This is a genomic window from Candidatus Electronema sp. JC, assembly GCF_048287365.2.
GTDB lineage: Bacteria > Desulfobacterota > Desulfobulbia > Desulfobulbales > Desulfobulbaceae > Electronema.
In genome coordinates, this window is record NZ_JBLWEM020000070.1 from 102253 (window position 1) to 115543 (window position 13291).

Below are 13291 nucleotides of genomic sequence, written 5' to 3' on the forward strand. Positions count from 1 at the left end.
TCAGGCGTTGATCTCCAAGAGACCGGACGGCAACGCCATGATCAAGGCATCTTCATCCACACGGACGACGAATTCCGGTACTAACGGAATCAGATGCTCCTGACCATTGTTCTCGACTTGAAGAATATCTTGTACGCCGCCGTTCAGCAGCCCGGTGATTACACCGACAACTTGGCCGTCTTCGGTCTTGACTGTCTTGCCTTCCAGATCGCGGAGATAAAATTCCCCGTCCTCCAGCTTCGGCAGGTCGTCCTCATGGATGTAGACATCGGCCCGTTGCAACAGCTCGGCAGCACTGCGGTCGGAGCAGCCTTCCAGCTTGACTAAAGTCCAGCTCTTGTGCGCCCTTGACTGCTCGACCTTCCATGCCTTCGGCTCCGCGTTTTCGCCGACAACAAGCAGCAGGCTGCTGTAGCCAAGCAGACTCTCCGGTTCGCCGGAATAAGGGCGGACTTTCAGCTCGCCTTTGATGCCGTGCGGCCCGGAAACCCGGCCCATCAAGACAAGACCCTCGTTGTTATCCTCGTCCATATCACTCAAGGATTTCAAGGCGGCAGCGTTTCTGCCGCTTCTCAGCCGCAGCGGCCAGCACAGTGCGGATAGAGCGGGCGGTGCGGCCCTGCTTGCCGATGATCTTGCCAAGGTCTTCCTTGGCGACTTTCAGCTCCACCGTCACCGCGTCGACTTCCTCGCGCTGGGAAGCCTCCACCTGCTCCGGCGCATCCACCAGCTTGGCGGCGATGAACGAGACCAGCTGCTGCATGGCTTCAGGCTGCCGTCGCGGCGGCTGCTTTTCTGTTCTGATCAATCAGGGTTTTGACAGTCTCGGACGGCAGCGCGCCTTTGCCCATCCAGTCAGACAGCTTGCCCTCGTCAATGCGGATGGCCGCAGGCTCCTGCATCGGGTCATACGTGCCGACGATGTCCAAGAATTTGCCGTCACGGCAGGAATGGGAGTCTGCGACGATGATGCGGTAGAAGGGCTGTTTTTTGCGGCCTTTTCTGGTCAGGCGGATTCGTACTGCCATTTTTTTCTGTTCTCCTGTGGATGGTGTGCGTCCGGTTGCCCGGCTGGTAATTTTTGCAAAATCCTGTGCGATGCAGATGTAAGGGCGAAAGATTTTTCGCCCCTGCTCAGCGTCGCAGCCCTTTAGGCAGCTTGCGTCGCTGGCCGTCTTTGACCACCGCCGCCTTGCCGCTGATTTTTTTCATCATCTTCAGCATCATGGCGTAGCTTTTCAGCACTCGGTTGACTTCCTCCACCGAAGTGCCGGAGCCTTTGGCGATGCGGATGCGGCGGCTGGCGTTGATAATTTTGTAATTATGCCGCTCGGTCTTGGTCATCGAAAGGATGATGGCCTCAGTCTTGAGCAGCTCTTTCTGGCTGGGCTGGGGCGCGTCTTTGAGCTGGCGGAGCTTGTTGATGCCCGGCACCATGCTCATGAGCTGCTCCAAGCTGCCCATTTTCTTGATATGCTGAAGCTGACTGAGAAAATCCTCCAGCGTGAAGCTGTTCTTGCGCAGCTTGCTGGCTAGCTGCTGGGCCTGTTTCTCATCAACAACCTTTTCCGCCCGTTCGATCAGCGAGAGCACGTCGCCCATGCCGAGGATGCGCGAGGCGGCCCGGTCAGGATGGAAGACCTCCAGCGCGTCGAGAGCCTCGCCCACGCCGACAAACTTGATGGGCCGCTTGGTGATCTGCTTGACCGACAGGGCCGCGCCGCCGCGCGCGTCGCCCTCCATTTTGGTCAGGATCACGCCGCTGATGTCAAGATCAGAGCTGAACTTGGCCGCCACCGTCACCGCATCCTGGCCGGTCATCGCGTCAGCGACAAAGAGCACTTCGGAGAGCGGCACCGCAGCGGCGATCTCCTTCAGCTCGGCCATCAGCTCCTCGTCCACATGCAGGCGGCCTGCGGTGTCGAGGATGACAGTGTCGTAGCCCTCGGCTTTGGCCTGCGCCTCAGCCTGCCGGGCGATATCCGCTGGCCGCTGCTCGGTGGTGGAGCCAAAAACCGGAACGCCGATCTGGCCGCCCAGCACGTGCAGCTGCTCAATGGCCGCCGGACGGTACACGTCGGCAGGCACAAGGAAGGGCTTGCGGCCTTTCTCTTTGAGCAGACGGGCCAGCTTGGCGGACGTGGTGGTCTTGCCTGAGCCTTGCAGACCGGCCATCATGATCACCACCGGCTGCCGTCCGTCAAGGCGCAGCGGCTCGGCGCAGGTGCCAAGGAGCGCGACCAGCTCCTCATAGACCACCTTGATCACCTGCTGCCCCGGCGCAAGACTGGTCAGCACTTCGCGCCCGACCGCCTTTTCCGTGACCGAGGCGACGAAGTCCTTCACCACCTGCAAGTTGACATCCGCTTCAAGCAGGGCCGTGCGCACTTCGCGCATGGCTTCGGCGATATTTTCTTCGGTCAGCGTGCCGTGGCCGCGCAGCCTTTTGAAGACCCCTTCAAGGCGTTCTGTTAAATTCTCAAACATGATCAGTCCGATAGGAAAATAATGCCCCGCCATCCTGAACAGCGACTGCGCAGGAAACAAAAATATTTACCTCATGCGCGGGCTTGTGTCAAGCAGGAAGAAAAAAAGCTGGATTTCATGGCACTTCCGGCGAAGCTGGCCGAAACTCAGCCGCCTTGAATGATCTGCGCGGCTTTTGCCAACGATTCCGGGCTGTCCGCCTGCACGCAGACTGCCGCGCTGCCAGCCGGGAGAATTTTCTTCATCAGACCGGTGAGCACTGAGCCTGGGCCAAGCTCCAGAAAAACTTCCACCCCGTCCGCGATCATCTGACAGACCGACTCATGCCAGCGCACCCGCGAGGCGATCTGGCGGGCCATGATCGTGCGGATAGCCGCCGGATCCTTTTCCGGCGCAGCAGTGACGTTGAAGAGCAGCGGCAACTTGGGCGGATTAAAACAGATTTTCTCCATGCAGGCGGCGAAATCCGGCACCGCTCCAGCCACCAGCGGGCTATGATTTGCGCCAGCCACCTTCAGCGGCACGATCTTCTTGGCCCCAGCGGCTTTGCAGACTTCGCTGAAGCCCTCCAGCCCTTCAGCATCGCCGGAAATGATGATCTGCTGCTGCGAGTTGTGATTGGCCACGACAACCAGGCCCGCCCCGGCGCAGCTGTTCAGCAGAGGCTCAATTTCCTCAATGCTCAGGCCCAGCACCGCGCGCATTCCGCCGGGATGAGCGGCGTTCTCGCGCTCCATGAACTCGCCGCGCTTGGTGACAAGGGCGATGGCATCCTCGGCGGACAGCACGCCCGCAGCGTGCAGGGCGGAATATTCGCCCAGCGAATGCCCGGCAGCCCAGGCCGGAGTAAAGCCGGGCAGCAGTTTGCGCAGCTGCTGCCAGCAGATGAGGTTGACGGCGGTCAATGCGGGCTGAAGATGGAGGACGCGGGTCAGCTCCTCCAGCGGGCCGTCAAAGCAGAGCCGCCGCAAGGGAAAGCCGGAGACGCGCTCGGCCATGTCGATCAGCGCGGCAGCCTCAGGATCAGTTTCAATAAAGGCTTTGCCCATGCCGAGATATTGCGAGCCTTGGCCGGGGAAGAGGACTGCTGTTTTTTTCATATGCTTTTTCATAATTGAAATTGGTGGATAACTTGCTGCTTCAGCACACAAACATGCACGGTCATCTCTGGCTGGTCTATGTCATGAATGTCCATTTTGGTTTGGCTGATGCAATTTTTCAGTACGTCCAGCAGCTTGCTCACAGTTGTCCTGTCAGCACTTTCAAGAAGATGAAACCAGAGGGCTGGCTCAGGCTCCCGCAGCAGCTTCTGCACATCCTTGCTGACGGACAGAAGATCTTTCCTCTCACAACTGAATCCTTTCGCTTTAAATTCAATATTGCAAATACGGCTGCCGTCCGTATTATACACAGTCAAGTCAATCCGAGCTGCAACCTCATCCTTTCCTGTAAAGCTGTAGTTTTTTGTGGTGGGTGTTTCTACCGAATATTTCAATGAGCTTGTTCTGCACAGTGCCTCGACTAATGCAAACCGGCCTCCTGTTCACTGACACGCATTTTGCTGTGATGCTGAGGAAAAATGAGACTGTTTGCGCGGTCTTTCTGGCCATGATATGCGTTCCATAAATATTGGTCGGCAATGTTGCAAAGTTTTAGTATTTCAAAATTGAATTGCATGTGCAAGATAAAGCAGAATGATAGTGCCGAAAATTCCGGCAATCACGATGACGGCCAGCCAAGCGCAGGCTCTGATCAGGCCGTTGCACCGGGGATAATTGAGGCCAAAAGTCTGCGTCAGCGACCAGAAGCCATGGCTGATGTGCAGAGTCAAAGCCGCCACTCCGACGACGTGGAGCAGTGCTGGCAGCGGCTCGGTCAAGGCCCTGCCGAGCCGTTCGGCTGTCGGCAGAGCTGGGTCAGCAAACCGCACTGTGGCCAAATGCACGAGGAGGAAAGCCAGCACCGCCGTCCCTGTCCACGGCATGGCCCGCGAGGTCAAGGTCTGTCCTCCGGCGGCGGCGCTGACGGTGCTCCTGCCGCCTTTGGCCCGGCGGTTGCTGACAAAAAGGCTGAGGCCGGTCAGCGCATGAAGCAGAAAAACAGCAGCCAGCAGCAGACCCGCCAGCGGCAGCAGCAGGCGGTATTCGCGCAGATGTTCGGCATAGGCGGTGAACGCTTCACGGCTTTGGAGCAGCAGGCTGTTGCCAGCGGCGTGAGCCAGCAGGAACAAGCCGAGCAGCAGGCCGGTCATGGCCATGATGTATTTTTTGCCCAGAGAGGAGCGGCAGAGGCGGAGCAGGCGGGACATGCGTCTGAACGTGATAATTGACCCGAACATGGGCGGCAGCATTTATTTTACCTCAGAACATGGCATCTTGCAATCGCCGCCTGTCTGCGGCGCTGACAAAAAAGCGTCCTGCACGAAATTTTGCGCTTTCGCGCATTTTCTCCTTGCGCAGCCAGAAACCGGCTGCGCTTTTGCCTTGCCTCACCGCCGGATAGATTATATATTTATTACCAAAATAAAAGCTGCGCCCTCATTGCGCCTGCCTCTTCCGGAACTGACCGGAATAGGTGCCGCCGCTGAGGGGAAAAATCAACCGAAAAGGAGAGTTGGGAGATGAGAACAAAGGTGCTGCTGACTGCCGCGATGCTGCTGCTTCTGTCCGCAGGCGGAGCTTTGGCCGGAGGAAAACATAAGAATTACACCTGCGACGACTGCTCGCCGGACTGTTTGAAAAATCCCTACGGCAAGGGCTGCCCCGCTGTCTGCCGCTCGCCGGAATGCCAGGAGGCTTCCTGTGACAGCTGCACCCCGGAGTGCAGAAAAAACCCAAGCGCGGCAGGCTGCCCGGAAATTTGCAAGGATGTCAAGTGCCAGTCCTGCGAGGACTGCACCCCGGAGTGCAAGGTCAATCCCGCTGATCCCGCCTGCCCCGACATCTGCAAGGACATCAAATGCTACACCTGCGAGGACTGCACCGCCGACTGCATCATCAATCCGTCCGGCCCCGGTTGTCCTCCGGCCTGCGCGGATCTCGGCTGCAATGTCTGCGACAAATTCCCCAAGGACTGTCCTGCCTCATGCAAAGACAATTCTGACGATCCGGCAAAATGTCCGGAAGCCTGCAAAGGCGTGCCTGAGCAGTGCATTCCGGTGAAGCAGGTCACTTGCGACGACTGTCCGCCCAGCTGCAACGACAATCCTGAGCAATGCCCGCCGGAATGCCAGGAGCTGAACTGCCATCCCAAACCTGAAAGCCAGGCTGGCCCGCTCCGCTTTGTCGGCGACATCGGCTATTTCAAGCAGACCGATCCTGCCGACTACGCCTTTGGCCGCATCGGCGCGGAATGGAGTCCCTTTGCCGCTGGCAGCGATTTTGAGAATGTCTCCTTCCTTGCCATGCTCGGCGTGTCCGCGCAGGTCGGCGGCACAGACGGCGACGACGCGCTGCTGCTCGACGTGTTCGCCCAGTACAACTGGAAAGCGGGTGACGTGGACGGCTGGATCGGCTTGGGCGTGGGCGGCTGGATCACCTCCGGCGACGTGGATGACGACTCTGGCGACACGGACATCGATGTGATGGCCAATGTCGGTGCCCGCGTTTATGGCGATCCCGACGCGTTCAACGCCTCGCTCTTCCTCGAAATCCGCAGCGCGGTGGACGAGTTTGACGGCTTGGCCGAATATGGCCGCTTCGGCGGCGGTCTGCGGCTGAAGTTCTAAGCCGCAGCAGGGGGCCTGCGTTCCAGCAGGCCCCTTTTTTTCTTCCGCATTCAGTCAAGTTCATCGGCATTATTCAGCAGTAACTCCTTGTTTATTTTTATCATTTTTTTTGCTTTCAGCGGGTGCCGAGATGATCACCAGAATGAAAATATCAGGCTTCAAAAATATCGTTGATCTTGATGTCCATTTCGGTCCATTCACCTGTATTGCCGGAGCGAATGGCATAGGAAAATCAAATCTTTTTGATGCGATCACTTTTCTGAGTTTTCTTTCTGAAAAAACATTTATTGAAGCAGCGATGTCTGTGCGAGGAGAAGGCGGACGGGCTTCAGACGTGAGGCATCTCTTTCACAGGAATGGAGATATTTACAGCAATACTATGTCTTTTGAAGTCGAACTAATCATCCCTGCTGAAGGAATTGATGACTATGGGCAGCCTGCAAAAGCCAGCATAACTTCCTTAAGGTACAAAATTATCCTTGCATATAAACAAGATGACAACCATCCTTCTCAAGGAATGGTCGAACTCGTTCACGAGAGCTTAGAGCCTATAAAAAAAGGAGATGCTGCCAAATGTTTTCTCTTTTCTCAGAAAGCTGGAACATGGATAAACTCTGCAATCACAGGCCGACGTGCAGGCGGTCCGTTCATTTCAACCACAAAAAAAGAAAGCGATCAACTCATTCAAATGCACCAAGACAGCGGTGGTCAAATGCACCAAGGCAGCGGTGATGGGGAGAAAAAAAAATGGCGGCGCGGCAGTGGACGTTCTTTTCGGGCGGCGGCATTGCCCAGAACGGTTCTTTCTTCTGCTACAAATGCAGTAGAAAGCCCAACAGCCTTGCTAGTCAGAAGAGAAATGCAGTCGTGGCGGATGCTTCAGCTGGAACCTTCAGCACTTCGCAAGCCTGACGATATAACCTCGCCGAGAAGGCTGGGGGCAAATGGCGCACATCTGCCTGCAACGCTTTATCGGCTGGCGGGATGCAGTCAGCAGGATGCTGAAGATGCGGCAAAGCAATCTGATGGGGAACAAACTGACATCGAAAGTCAAGTCTACGCTGAGCTTGCAAACCAGTTGTCTGAATTAATTGATGATGTTAATACAGTGAGGGTTGATCGCGATGAAAAACGGGATTTGCTGACACTGGAAGTAGTTGACCGCAACGGAACTGCTCACCCGGCCCGTTCTTTGTCAGATGGGACTTTGCGTTTTCTGGCCTTGTCAATACTCGGCATGGACAAAGAGGAAAAAGGAGTTCTCTGTTTGGAGGAGCCTGAAAATGGCATTCATCCAGAACGAATTCCTGCAATAATTCAACTTATTCAAGAGATTTCGACAAACACTGACATAGAGCTTGACGCAGACAACCCTTTAAATCAAGTGATTATTAACACCCACTCTCCGGCTGTAGTGGCGCAAATACCAGATGACTGTCTTCTTATTGCTGAATTAAATGAATATTTGAATCAAGATGGAAAACGAGGCAGAGGTCTGTCGTTAAGCTGCCTTGATGACACATGGCGTGATAAATTAGAACTACGGCAAAAAATTGTTTCCAGAGGCAAGCTGCTTTCATATCTCAATCCAATTGAGCCATCCAAGGAAATTCAAAAAGATACAGTCGAAGAAACCGATCCTTCTAATAATAAAACTACAAAAAATGAACAGTCGTCACGCAGTCGCCGCAGAGTTGTTGACAGGATGCAGCAATGGCTGCCCGGTTTTTCCAAATGAAAGAAATACGCTGCACACTTCTTACTGACGGCAGTTCTGACAAAGCCCTGCTGCCAATCATTTCATGGCTCTTCCGGGAGCATTGTCCAGATTTCGCTGTTCAGAAAGCATGGGCAGACCTGTATAGGCTTCCCAAAGGAACTGTGAAAACGTTGCCGGATCGCATCAGATTTAGCATTGAGCTTTATCCATGCGATGTGTTGTTTATTCATAGAGATGCTGAAAAAATGGAGCTGGAGGAAAGAATTGCTGAGATTCAAACCGCTTTGCAAGACACTGAGCATCCGCCGACAGTCTGTGTTGTGCCAGTCAGAATGACGGAAGCGTGGCTGCTGCATGATGAGCCTGCCATCCGGCAGGCGGCAAGCAATCCAAATGGTCGGCAGCCTTTGTCATTGCCAAAAATGAGCAGCGTTGAAAATTTGCCCGATCCGAAACAAACTCTTTATGACTTGCTGCGGACGGCAAGCGGGCCGATCAGCCGCAGGAGAAATTTTGATCCGGGCAGAATGGCACATCGCGTTGCAGATCGGATAAGCACCTTTGAACCACTGCGTCAATTGTCCGCGTTCAGCAGGTTTGAAAGGGAACTTGTGGCGGCAGCCAAGGAGCAGCGTTGGACAATGTCATAATTTCTGCTCAGTTGCTGCCGCCCGCACTTCAGCAGACCGCTCCGGCCTGAATTGCAATCACCTCGAATTCACGCACGCCGCCCGGCGTTTTGGCGACGATTTCATCGCCCACGGCCTTGCCGAGCATGGAGCGGCCCAGCGGCGCGAGCACGGAGATCGAGCCGCTTTTCACGTCCGCCTCTTCCGGCCCCAGCAGCTGGTAGGTGATCTTTTCGTCAGTGTTCATGTCCAGCAAGGTGATGACCGCGCCGAAGACCGCCCTTTTGGTGCTGACCTTGGTGCAGTCAATCACCTCGGCCCGGCCCAGCTTGTCCTTCAGCTCCATGATCCGGCCTTCAAGCAGGCTCTGCCGCTCCTTGGCCGCGTGATATTCAGCGTTCTCCTTCAGGTCGCCGTGAGCGCGGGCGGTCTCGATGGCGTTGACCACGTCAGGCCGCTCAACTTTCTCCAGCCGCTCCAGCTCCTGTTTCAGCTTGGCGTATCCATTCTTGGACATGGGGATGCGTTCAACCATGATGCTGCGTTCCTCTTCCTTGTTCAATGGGTTTGCGATGTGCGGAAAATAAAATCCCTCCGCAGCAGCTGAAGCCGCAGGGGAAGGAAAAGCTCTTTGCTGCTGCCGTGTTTACGCGCGGTAAAACTCGGCGATGACTTCGACCACGTATTCTTGCTGCTCCCGGCGCAGTTCCGGGAAAATCGGCAGAGCGAGCGAGTCCTGCGCCAGCTGCTCGGCAATGGGCATGGACAGCTCGTTGCTGCCGTATTTTTTCATGCAGTCCTGCTTGTGGAGGCAGACCGGGTAATAGATCTCGCAGCCCACACCTTTTTCCTGAAGATGTTTGCGCAGCTCCTCGCGGCGCGGCGCGCGGATGACAAACTGGTTGTAGATATGGTGATTGTGCGCCGCCGCGTCCGGGCTGGCCGCATGAACCGCTTTCGGCAGGATCACTGGATTGTCCGTCAGTCCGGCCTGGGCGAACAGTTCGCAATAGATACGGCTGTTTTTCTGCCGCTGCTTGTGCCATTGTTCGAGATGCGGCAGCTTGACGCTGAGGACAGCGGCCTGAATCGGATCAAGACGGAAGTTGCCGCCGATCTTGGCATGATAATATTTCGGCTGTGCGCCGTGGTTGCGATAGCAGCGCAAGGTTTCAGCAAAGGCTTTGTCCGATGTGACGACCATGCCGCCGTCGCCCAAACAGCCAAGGTTTTTCGACGGGAAGAAGGAGTAGCAGCCGACCAAGCCCATTGCTCCGGCGTTGCGCCAAACTGTGGAGCCATTTTTCTCCTGCATCGGATATTCTGAGCCAATAGCTTGGGCCGCGTCCTCAATCACAGGGATGCCGTATGTCTGCGCCAATGCCATGATTTTGCCCATGTCCGCGCACTGGCCGAAGAGATGCACCGGAATGATGGCTTTGATGGTCTTGCCGTTCTTGGCATCGTCGGCGAGCAGCTCCGCCATCTTGTCGGGGTCAATATTGAAGGTTGCTTCCGCAACATCGGCGAAGACCGGCAGGGCACCCACCCGCAAAATTGCACCGACTGTGGCGAAGAAGCTGTACGGCGTGGTCAGGACGCGGTCGCCCGGCCCGATCTCCAAGGCCATCAGCGTCATCAGCAAGGCATCGGTGCCGCTGCTCACGCCAATGCCGAAGCCTGCGCCGCAGTAAGCCGCAACATCCTGCTCAAGCTGCATGACCTTGGGGCCGAGGATGTAGGCGGTGGAATCAACCACCTCGGTGACAGCCCGCAGGATGTCGTCACGCAGGGCGGCGGTCTGCGGATGCAGATCCAGAAGGGGAACGTTCATGCTGACCTCAATGCTCATGATGTGATGGGTGGAGAATATTCCTCAATGAATTTCTGAGCTGACTGAGGAGCTGGATTCTGTGTCAAGATAATCCCGGACATCGGGCAGCTCTTTTTCAAAAATGGCGCGGAGCTTCTTGAGCAGATTGGCCTCGATTTGGCGCACCCTCTCCCGCGAAATCTTAAACTGCTCAGCGATGACTTGCAGTGTCTCCGGCTCGTCGCTGAGCAGGCGGGTGTTGAGAATGACCTTTTCTTTGTCGTTCAGCAGCTCGTCAACCTGGCCGAGAATTTTCGAGATGCGCTCCCGCACCTCGTTCAGGGCGACGATGTCCTCCACCGCCGGGCCGCCGGCTTGGAAGAAATCCTTCTGCTCCTCGTCTGAATCGCCCAGCACCGGCGCTTCAAGGGAGACATCCCAGCTGTCCATGCGCTGGCCCATCTCCACCACTTCGCTTTCCTTGACCTGAAGCCGTTCGGCCAGGAGCTTGACATCCGGGGCGAAACCCTGCGCCTCCAGCAGCTTCTTCTCCTTGTTGAGGCTGAAGAAAAGCCTGCGCTGGTTCTGGGTCGTGCCGATTTTCACCAGCCGCCAGTTGTCCATGATGAACTTGAGGATGTAGGCGCGGATCCAGTAGGCGGCGTAGTAGGAGAACTTCACGCCCCGGTAGGGATCAAATTTTTTCGTCGCCTGCACGAGGCCGACATTGCCTTCCTGCACCAAGTCCATGAAATTCTGCATCCAGTATTTCTGGAAGTCCATCGCCACTTTGACCACTAAGCGCAGGTTGGCGGAAACCAGCCGGTAGGCGGCCTCCGGGTCGCCGGTCTCGCGGAAGCGGACAGCCAGCTCGTCAGTCTCTTCGCGGGAGAGCAGCTCATACTGGCTGATCTCCTGCAAATAGCGGTGCAGGGCTGGGTTGCTGACCGCTGGCAGGTGCTCCTCATTGGAAGAGACCAAGGCCACCGCGTACTGCTGCTGACTGTCCTCATCCAGCAGCTCCGCCTCCTGAATCTCCTCCAATTTGCTGTTCTCGTCGTTCATGCTTCCAATTTTTTTAAACGGGCCTGCGGCTATTTCAGCAGGTGCTGATTGACAATCGTCACGCCGCTCAACATCGAGCCAACTATGCCAAGATAGCCCTGATCCGTGCCTGCGATGAAGAGATTCGGCCACGGGGTTTTCCCGCTTTTAATCTTGACCGGGCTGCCATAGACTGCGCCGGCGCATTTGCCGGTGAAGCGTTCGATGGTCAGCGGGGTGAAGCTGTCCTGATAGACCGCGTCCCGGCTGTAATCACCAAGAATCTGCCGCACTGCCGCCGCTGACTGCTGGCCGCAGTCCGCCTTCAGCCGCCGGTATTCCGCTTCGTCGGCCTGCCGCCAGAGATCGTAGTTGGCCGCGTTGGTGACGCGCACCTGCGCCGGGCCGCTCCGCGCCAAGCCTTGGAAGTGATCGGGAAAGCAGATCACGCCCCACGACGGGTCAATCGGCCCGGCAGGACGGTGATAGGCCAGCCGCTGCTTGAGGCTGTAGAAAATGATCGTCTTGCCGCTGCGCTCCGGCGGCAGGCGCAGCTCCGGCACGAGGCTGATGCTTTCCATAAAGCTCATCCTGCCGGTGTAGCGGCCTGCTTCCAGCGGCCAGCCGCTCATCTCGGCAGTGCCGGGAATGCCTGCGGTGGACAGCACGGCCTCGGCGGCCAGCTCCTCGCCGCTTTTCAGGCGGATGCCGCGCACCCTGCCGTCCTTGCTGAGAATTTCATCCACCGGAGCGCGGAAGCGGATTTCGCCGCCGAACGCCTTGTACTGGGCCAGCAGCATGTCCAGCAAATTTTTGATCGTGCCTGCGGGCCGGAAAAAGCCTTCGAGAAAAACGGCCCGGAACATGATCGCAAACTGGCCGATGTCCATGTCATCTTCCTCGGCGTTGCCGTAGACCATCAGCGGCAGCAGGAGCATGTCCTCCAGCAGCGGCTCGGCCAGCCGCTCGCGCAGGAAGGCCCGCGCCGACTGCCAAGGCCGCTCGGCAAAGGGATCGTAGGCATCCACCTCGCGGACAAGGCTGCGGAAGCGGTCAGCCGCCAGTGGAAAATGGGCGGCGATCTCCTCGATGAGCAGGTTGAGGTCGTTGGAGAAACGCAGACTGATGCCCGGAAAGATCACCTCGGATTCCAGCTGCTCGTGGGTGGTGAATTCTTTGCGGGAGAGCTGGAGCTGGCGGAAGAGCCGGTTCAGCGGCGCGTGCTTCACCCCCGGCGGAGCAAAGTTGGTCATCGCGTGCAGGCCGGTCTCCAGCAGATGCCCTTGGCGGAGGTAGTACGAATTGAGGCCGCCGGGCAGGCTGTGCTGCTCGACAATCAAAACTCTCTGCCCAAACCGCGCGGCGCGGATGCCGGCAGCCAGCCCGGACAGGCCGCCGCCAATGATGATGAGCTGCCAGTCAGCCATGATGGTCTGCGAGGAAACGAGGCTGCGCCGGAGTGGCGCGGGAACTAAAAAACAGAGGCAGGCCAGAGACCTGCCTTTATTAGCGGAGCGGTTCAGCCCGGCCTGCGCTCAAGCATCCTTCAGCTTCGGCTCAAGATAGTTGACGCAGCTCATCAAGGTGGCAAGCTGCGGATAATCCTCCTCTGGGACTTGCAGCTTGTGCCGCTTGCGCAGCTCCATGACGATGTCGAGGAAATCCATTGAGTCCAGATCAAGCTGGTCGCGCAGGGGCTTGTCCTCGTCCAAGTTGTCAAACTCGGCTTCGTCGTCTATATCTTGAATAATATCAAGAATCATGTACTTGATTTCATCACGGGTCATGCTTCTTGCTCCTTAGAAAATGCGTTAAAGTTCTATACAAAACATCTGGCACAAGCAGGCACAGCTATGTTAAAAACGACTGTC

16 protein-coding genes are annotated in these 13291 nt (G+C 56.7%); 4 read left to right on the top strand and 12 right to left on the bottom strand.

Annotation, left to right across the window (positions count from 1 at the left end; all coding sequences use genetic code 11):
• The 7 genes from rimM to ACNKH3_RS12470 form a co-directional block, all read right to left on the bottom strand.
• Positions 1–531 carry a ribosome maturation factor RimM gene (rimM, locus tag ACNKH3_RS12440; protein ID WP_420209452.1) on the bottom strand — a complete coding sequence of 177 codons (531 nt, stop codon included), beginning with the start codon at positions 529–531 and terminating at the stop codon, positions 1–3.
• Position 532: 1 nt separating this feature from the next.
• Positions 533–763, bottom strand: coding sequence for a KH domain-containing protein (locus ACNKH3_RS12445; RefSeq protein WP_420209453.1), 231 nt, complete (start codon positions 761–763; stop codon positions 533–535).
• Positions 764–767: 4 nt separating this feature from the next.
• Positions 768–1028: a 30S ribosomal protein S16 gene (gene rpsP, locus ACNKH3_RS12450; protein ID WP_417916343.1), complete on the bottom strand. Its 261-nt coding sequence runs from the start codon at positions 1026–1028 to the stop codon at positions 768–770.
• A 106-nt stretch (positions 1029–1134) separates the two neighbouring features.
• Complete coding sequence (gene ffh / locus ACNKH3_RS12455) at positions 1135–2487, bottom strand: signal recognition particle protein (RefSeq protein ID WP_417916344.1); 1353 nt, start codon at positions 2485–2487, stop codon at positions 1135–1137.
• Between the two features lie 146 nt (positions 2488–2633).
• Positions 2634–3587 carry an ACP S-malonyltransferase gene (gene fabD, locus ACNKH3_RS12460; protein ID WP_420209454.1) on the bottom strand — a complete coding sequence of 318 codons (954 nt, stop codon included), beginning with the start codon at positions 3585–3587 and terminating at the stop codon, positions 2634–2636.
• Positions 3588–3595: 8 nt separating this feature from the next.
• Positions 3596–3982, bottom strand: a complete 387-nt coding sequence (locus ACNKH3_RS12465) for a hypothetical protein (RefSeq protein WP_420209455.1) — start codon at positions 3980–3982, stop codon at positions 3596–3598.
• A gap of 165 nt (positions 3983–4147) precedes the next feature.
• Entirely contained in the window at positions 4148–4795 is a 648-nt protein-coding gene (locus ACNKH3_RS12470) for a succinate dehydrogenase (protein WP_420209456.1), read from the bottom strand.
• Here ACNKH3_RS12470 and ACNKH3_RS12475 point away from each other — a divergent pair.
• The 4 genes from ACNKH3_RS12475 to ACNKH3_RS12490 all read left to right on the top strand — a co-directional run bounded on the left by ACNKH3_RS12475 (position 4794) and on the right by ACNKH3_RS12490 (position 8584).
• Positions 4794–5111, top strand: a complete 318-nt coding sequence (locus ACNKH3_RS12475; protein ID WP_420209457.1) for a hypothetical protein — start codon at positions 4794–4796, stop codon at positions 5109–5111. The genes ACNKH3_RS12470 and ACNKH3_RS12475 overlap by 2 nt on opposite strands.
• Positions 5108–6214 carry a hypothetical protein gene (locus ACNKH3_RS12480; protein WP_420209458.1) on the top strand — a complete coding sequence of 369 codons (1107 nt, stop codon included), beginning with the start codon at positions 5108–5110 and terminating at the stop codon, positions 6212–6214. Before ACNKH3_RS12475 ends, ACNKH3_RS12480 begins: the two co-directional genes overlap by 4 nt.
• A gap of 130 nt (positions 6215–6344) precedes the next feature.
• Positions 6345–7952 (top strand): AAA family ATPase, encoded by a 1608-nt coding sequence (locus ACNKH3_RS12485; protein WP_420209459.1) that lies wholly within the window; start codon positions 6345–6347, stop codon positions 7950–7952.
• A complete protein-coding gene (locus ACNKH3_RS12490) occupies positions 7928–8584 on the top strand; it encodes a hypothetical protein (protein WP_420209460.1) in 657 nt (218 codons plus the stop codon). Before ACNKH3_RS12485 ends, ACNKH3_RS12490 begins: the two co-directional genes overlap by 25 nt.
• Positions 8585–8612: 28 nt before the next feature.
• On the opposite strand, the gene greA is transcribed toward ACNKH3_RS12490, so the two are convergent.
• From greA to ACNKH3_RS12515, 5 genes are all read right to left on the bottom strand, one after another.
• Positions 8613–9098: a transcription elongation factor GreA gene (greA, locus tag ACNKH3_RS12495; protein WP_420209461.1), complete on the bottom strand. Its 486-nt coding sequence runs from the start codon at positions 9096–9098 to the stop codon at positions 8613–8615.
• Between the two features lie 111 nt (positions 9099–9209).
• Entirely contained in the window at positions 9210–10397 is a 1188-nt protein-coding gene (locus tag ACNKH3_RS12500) for a DegT/DnrJ/EryC1/StrS family aminotransferase (RefSeq protein ID WP_420209462.1), read from the bottom strand.
• 42 nt (positions 10398–10439) lie between these two features.
• Entirely contained in the window at positions 10440–11441 is a 1002-nt protein-coding gene (locus tag ACNKH3_RS12505) for a sigma-70 family RNA polymerase sigma factor (RefSeq protein WP_420209463.1), read from the bottom strand.
• 29 nt (positions 11442–11470) lie between these two features.
• The gene (locus ACNKH3_RS12510; protein WP_420209464.1) at positions 11471–12847 is read right to left on the bottom strand and encodes a phytoene desaturase family protein; all 1377 of its coding nucleotides are present in this window, start codon (positions 12845–12847) and stop codon (positions 11471–11473) included.
• A 108-nt stretch (positions 12848–12955) separates the two neighbouring features.
• On the bottom strand, positions 12956–13207 hold the full coding sequence (locus tag ACNKH3_RS12515; RefSeq protein ID WP_420209465.1) for an acyl carrier protein: 252 nt from the start codon (positions 13205–13207) through the stop codon (positions 12956–12958).
• Positions 13208–13291: the final 84 nt, after the last annotated feature.

Excerpts from the sequence above, each read along its gene's own strand:
- ACNKH3_RS12500 (WP_420209462.1), bottom strand. The coding sequence starts at position 10,397 with ATGAACGTTCCCCTTCTGGATCTGCATCCGCAGACCGCCGCCCTGCGT.
- rimM (WP_420209452.1), bottom strand. The coding sequence starts at position 531 with ATGGACGAGGATAACAACGAGGGTCTTGTCTTGATGGGCCGGGTTTCC.
- ACNKH3_RS12475 (WP_420209457.1), top strand. The coding sequence starts at position 4,794 with ATGCGTCTGAACGTGATAATTGACCCGAACATGGGCGGCAGCATTTAT.
- ffh (WP_417916344.1), bottom strand. The coding sequence starts at position 2,487 with ATGTTTGAGAATTTAACAGAACGCCTTGAAGGGGTCTTCAAAAGGCTG.
- rpsP (WP_417916343.1), bottom strand. The coding sequence starts at position 1,028 with ATGGCAGTACGAATCCGCCTGACCAGAAAAGGCCGCAAAAAACAGCCC.
- ACNKH3_RS12445 (WP_420209453.1), bottom strand. The coding sequence starts at position 763 with ATGCAGCAGCTGGTCTCGTTCATCGCCGCCAAGCTGGTGGATGCGCCG.
- ACNKH3_RS12470 (WP_420209456.1), bottom strand. The coding sequence starts at position 4,795 with ATGTCCCGCCTGCTCCGCCTCTGCCGCTCCTCTCTGGGCAAAAAATAC.
- ACNKH3_RS12485 (WP_420209459.1), top strand. The coding sequence starts at position 6,345 with ATGATCACCAGAATGAAAATATCAGGCTTCAAAAATATCGTTGATCTT.
- ACNKH3_RS12490 (WP_420209460.1), top strand. The coding sequence starts at position 7,928 with ATGGCTGCCCGGTTTTTCCAAATGAAAGAAATACGCTGCACACTTCTT.
- ACNKH3_RS12515 (WP_420209465.1), bottom strand. The coding sequence starts at position 13,207 with ATGACCCGTGATGAAATCAAGTACATGATTCTTGATATTATTCAAGAT.
- greA (WP_420209461.1), bottom strand. The coding sequence starts at position 9,098 with ATGGTTGAACGCATCCCCATGTCCAAGAATGGATACGCCAAGCTGAAA.
- fabD (WP_420209454.1), bottom strand. The coding sequence starts at position 3,587 with ATGAAAAAAACAGCAGTCCTCTTCCCCGGCCAAGGCTCGCAATATCTC.
- ACNKH3_RS12505 (WP_420209463.1), bottom strand. The coding sequence starts at position 11,441 with ATGAACGACGAGAACAGCAAATTGGAGGAGATTCAGGAGGCGGAGCTG.
- ACNKH3_RS12510 (WP_420209464.1), bottom strand. The coding sequence starts at position 12,847 with ATGGCTGACTGGCAGCTCATCATCATTGGCGGCGGCCTGTCCGGGCTG.
- ACNKH3_RS12480 (WP_420209458.1), top strand. The coding sequence starts at position 5,108 with ATGAGAACAAAGGTGCTGCTGACTGCCGCGATGCTGCTGCTTCTGTCC.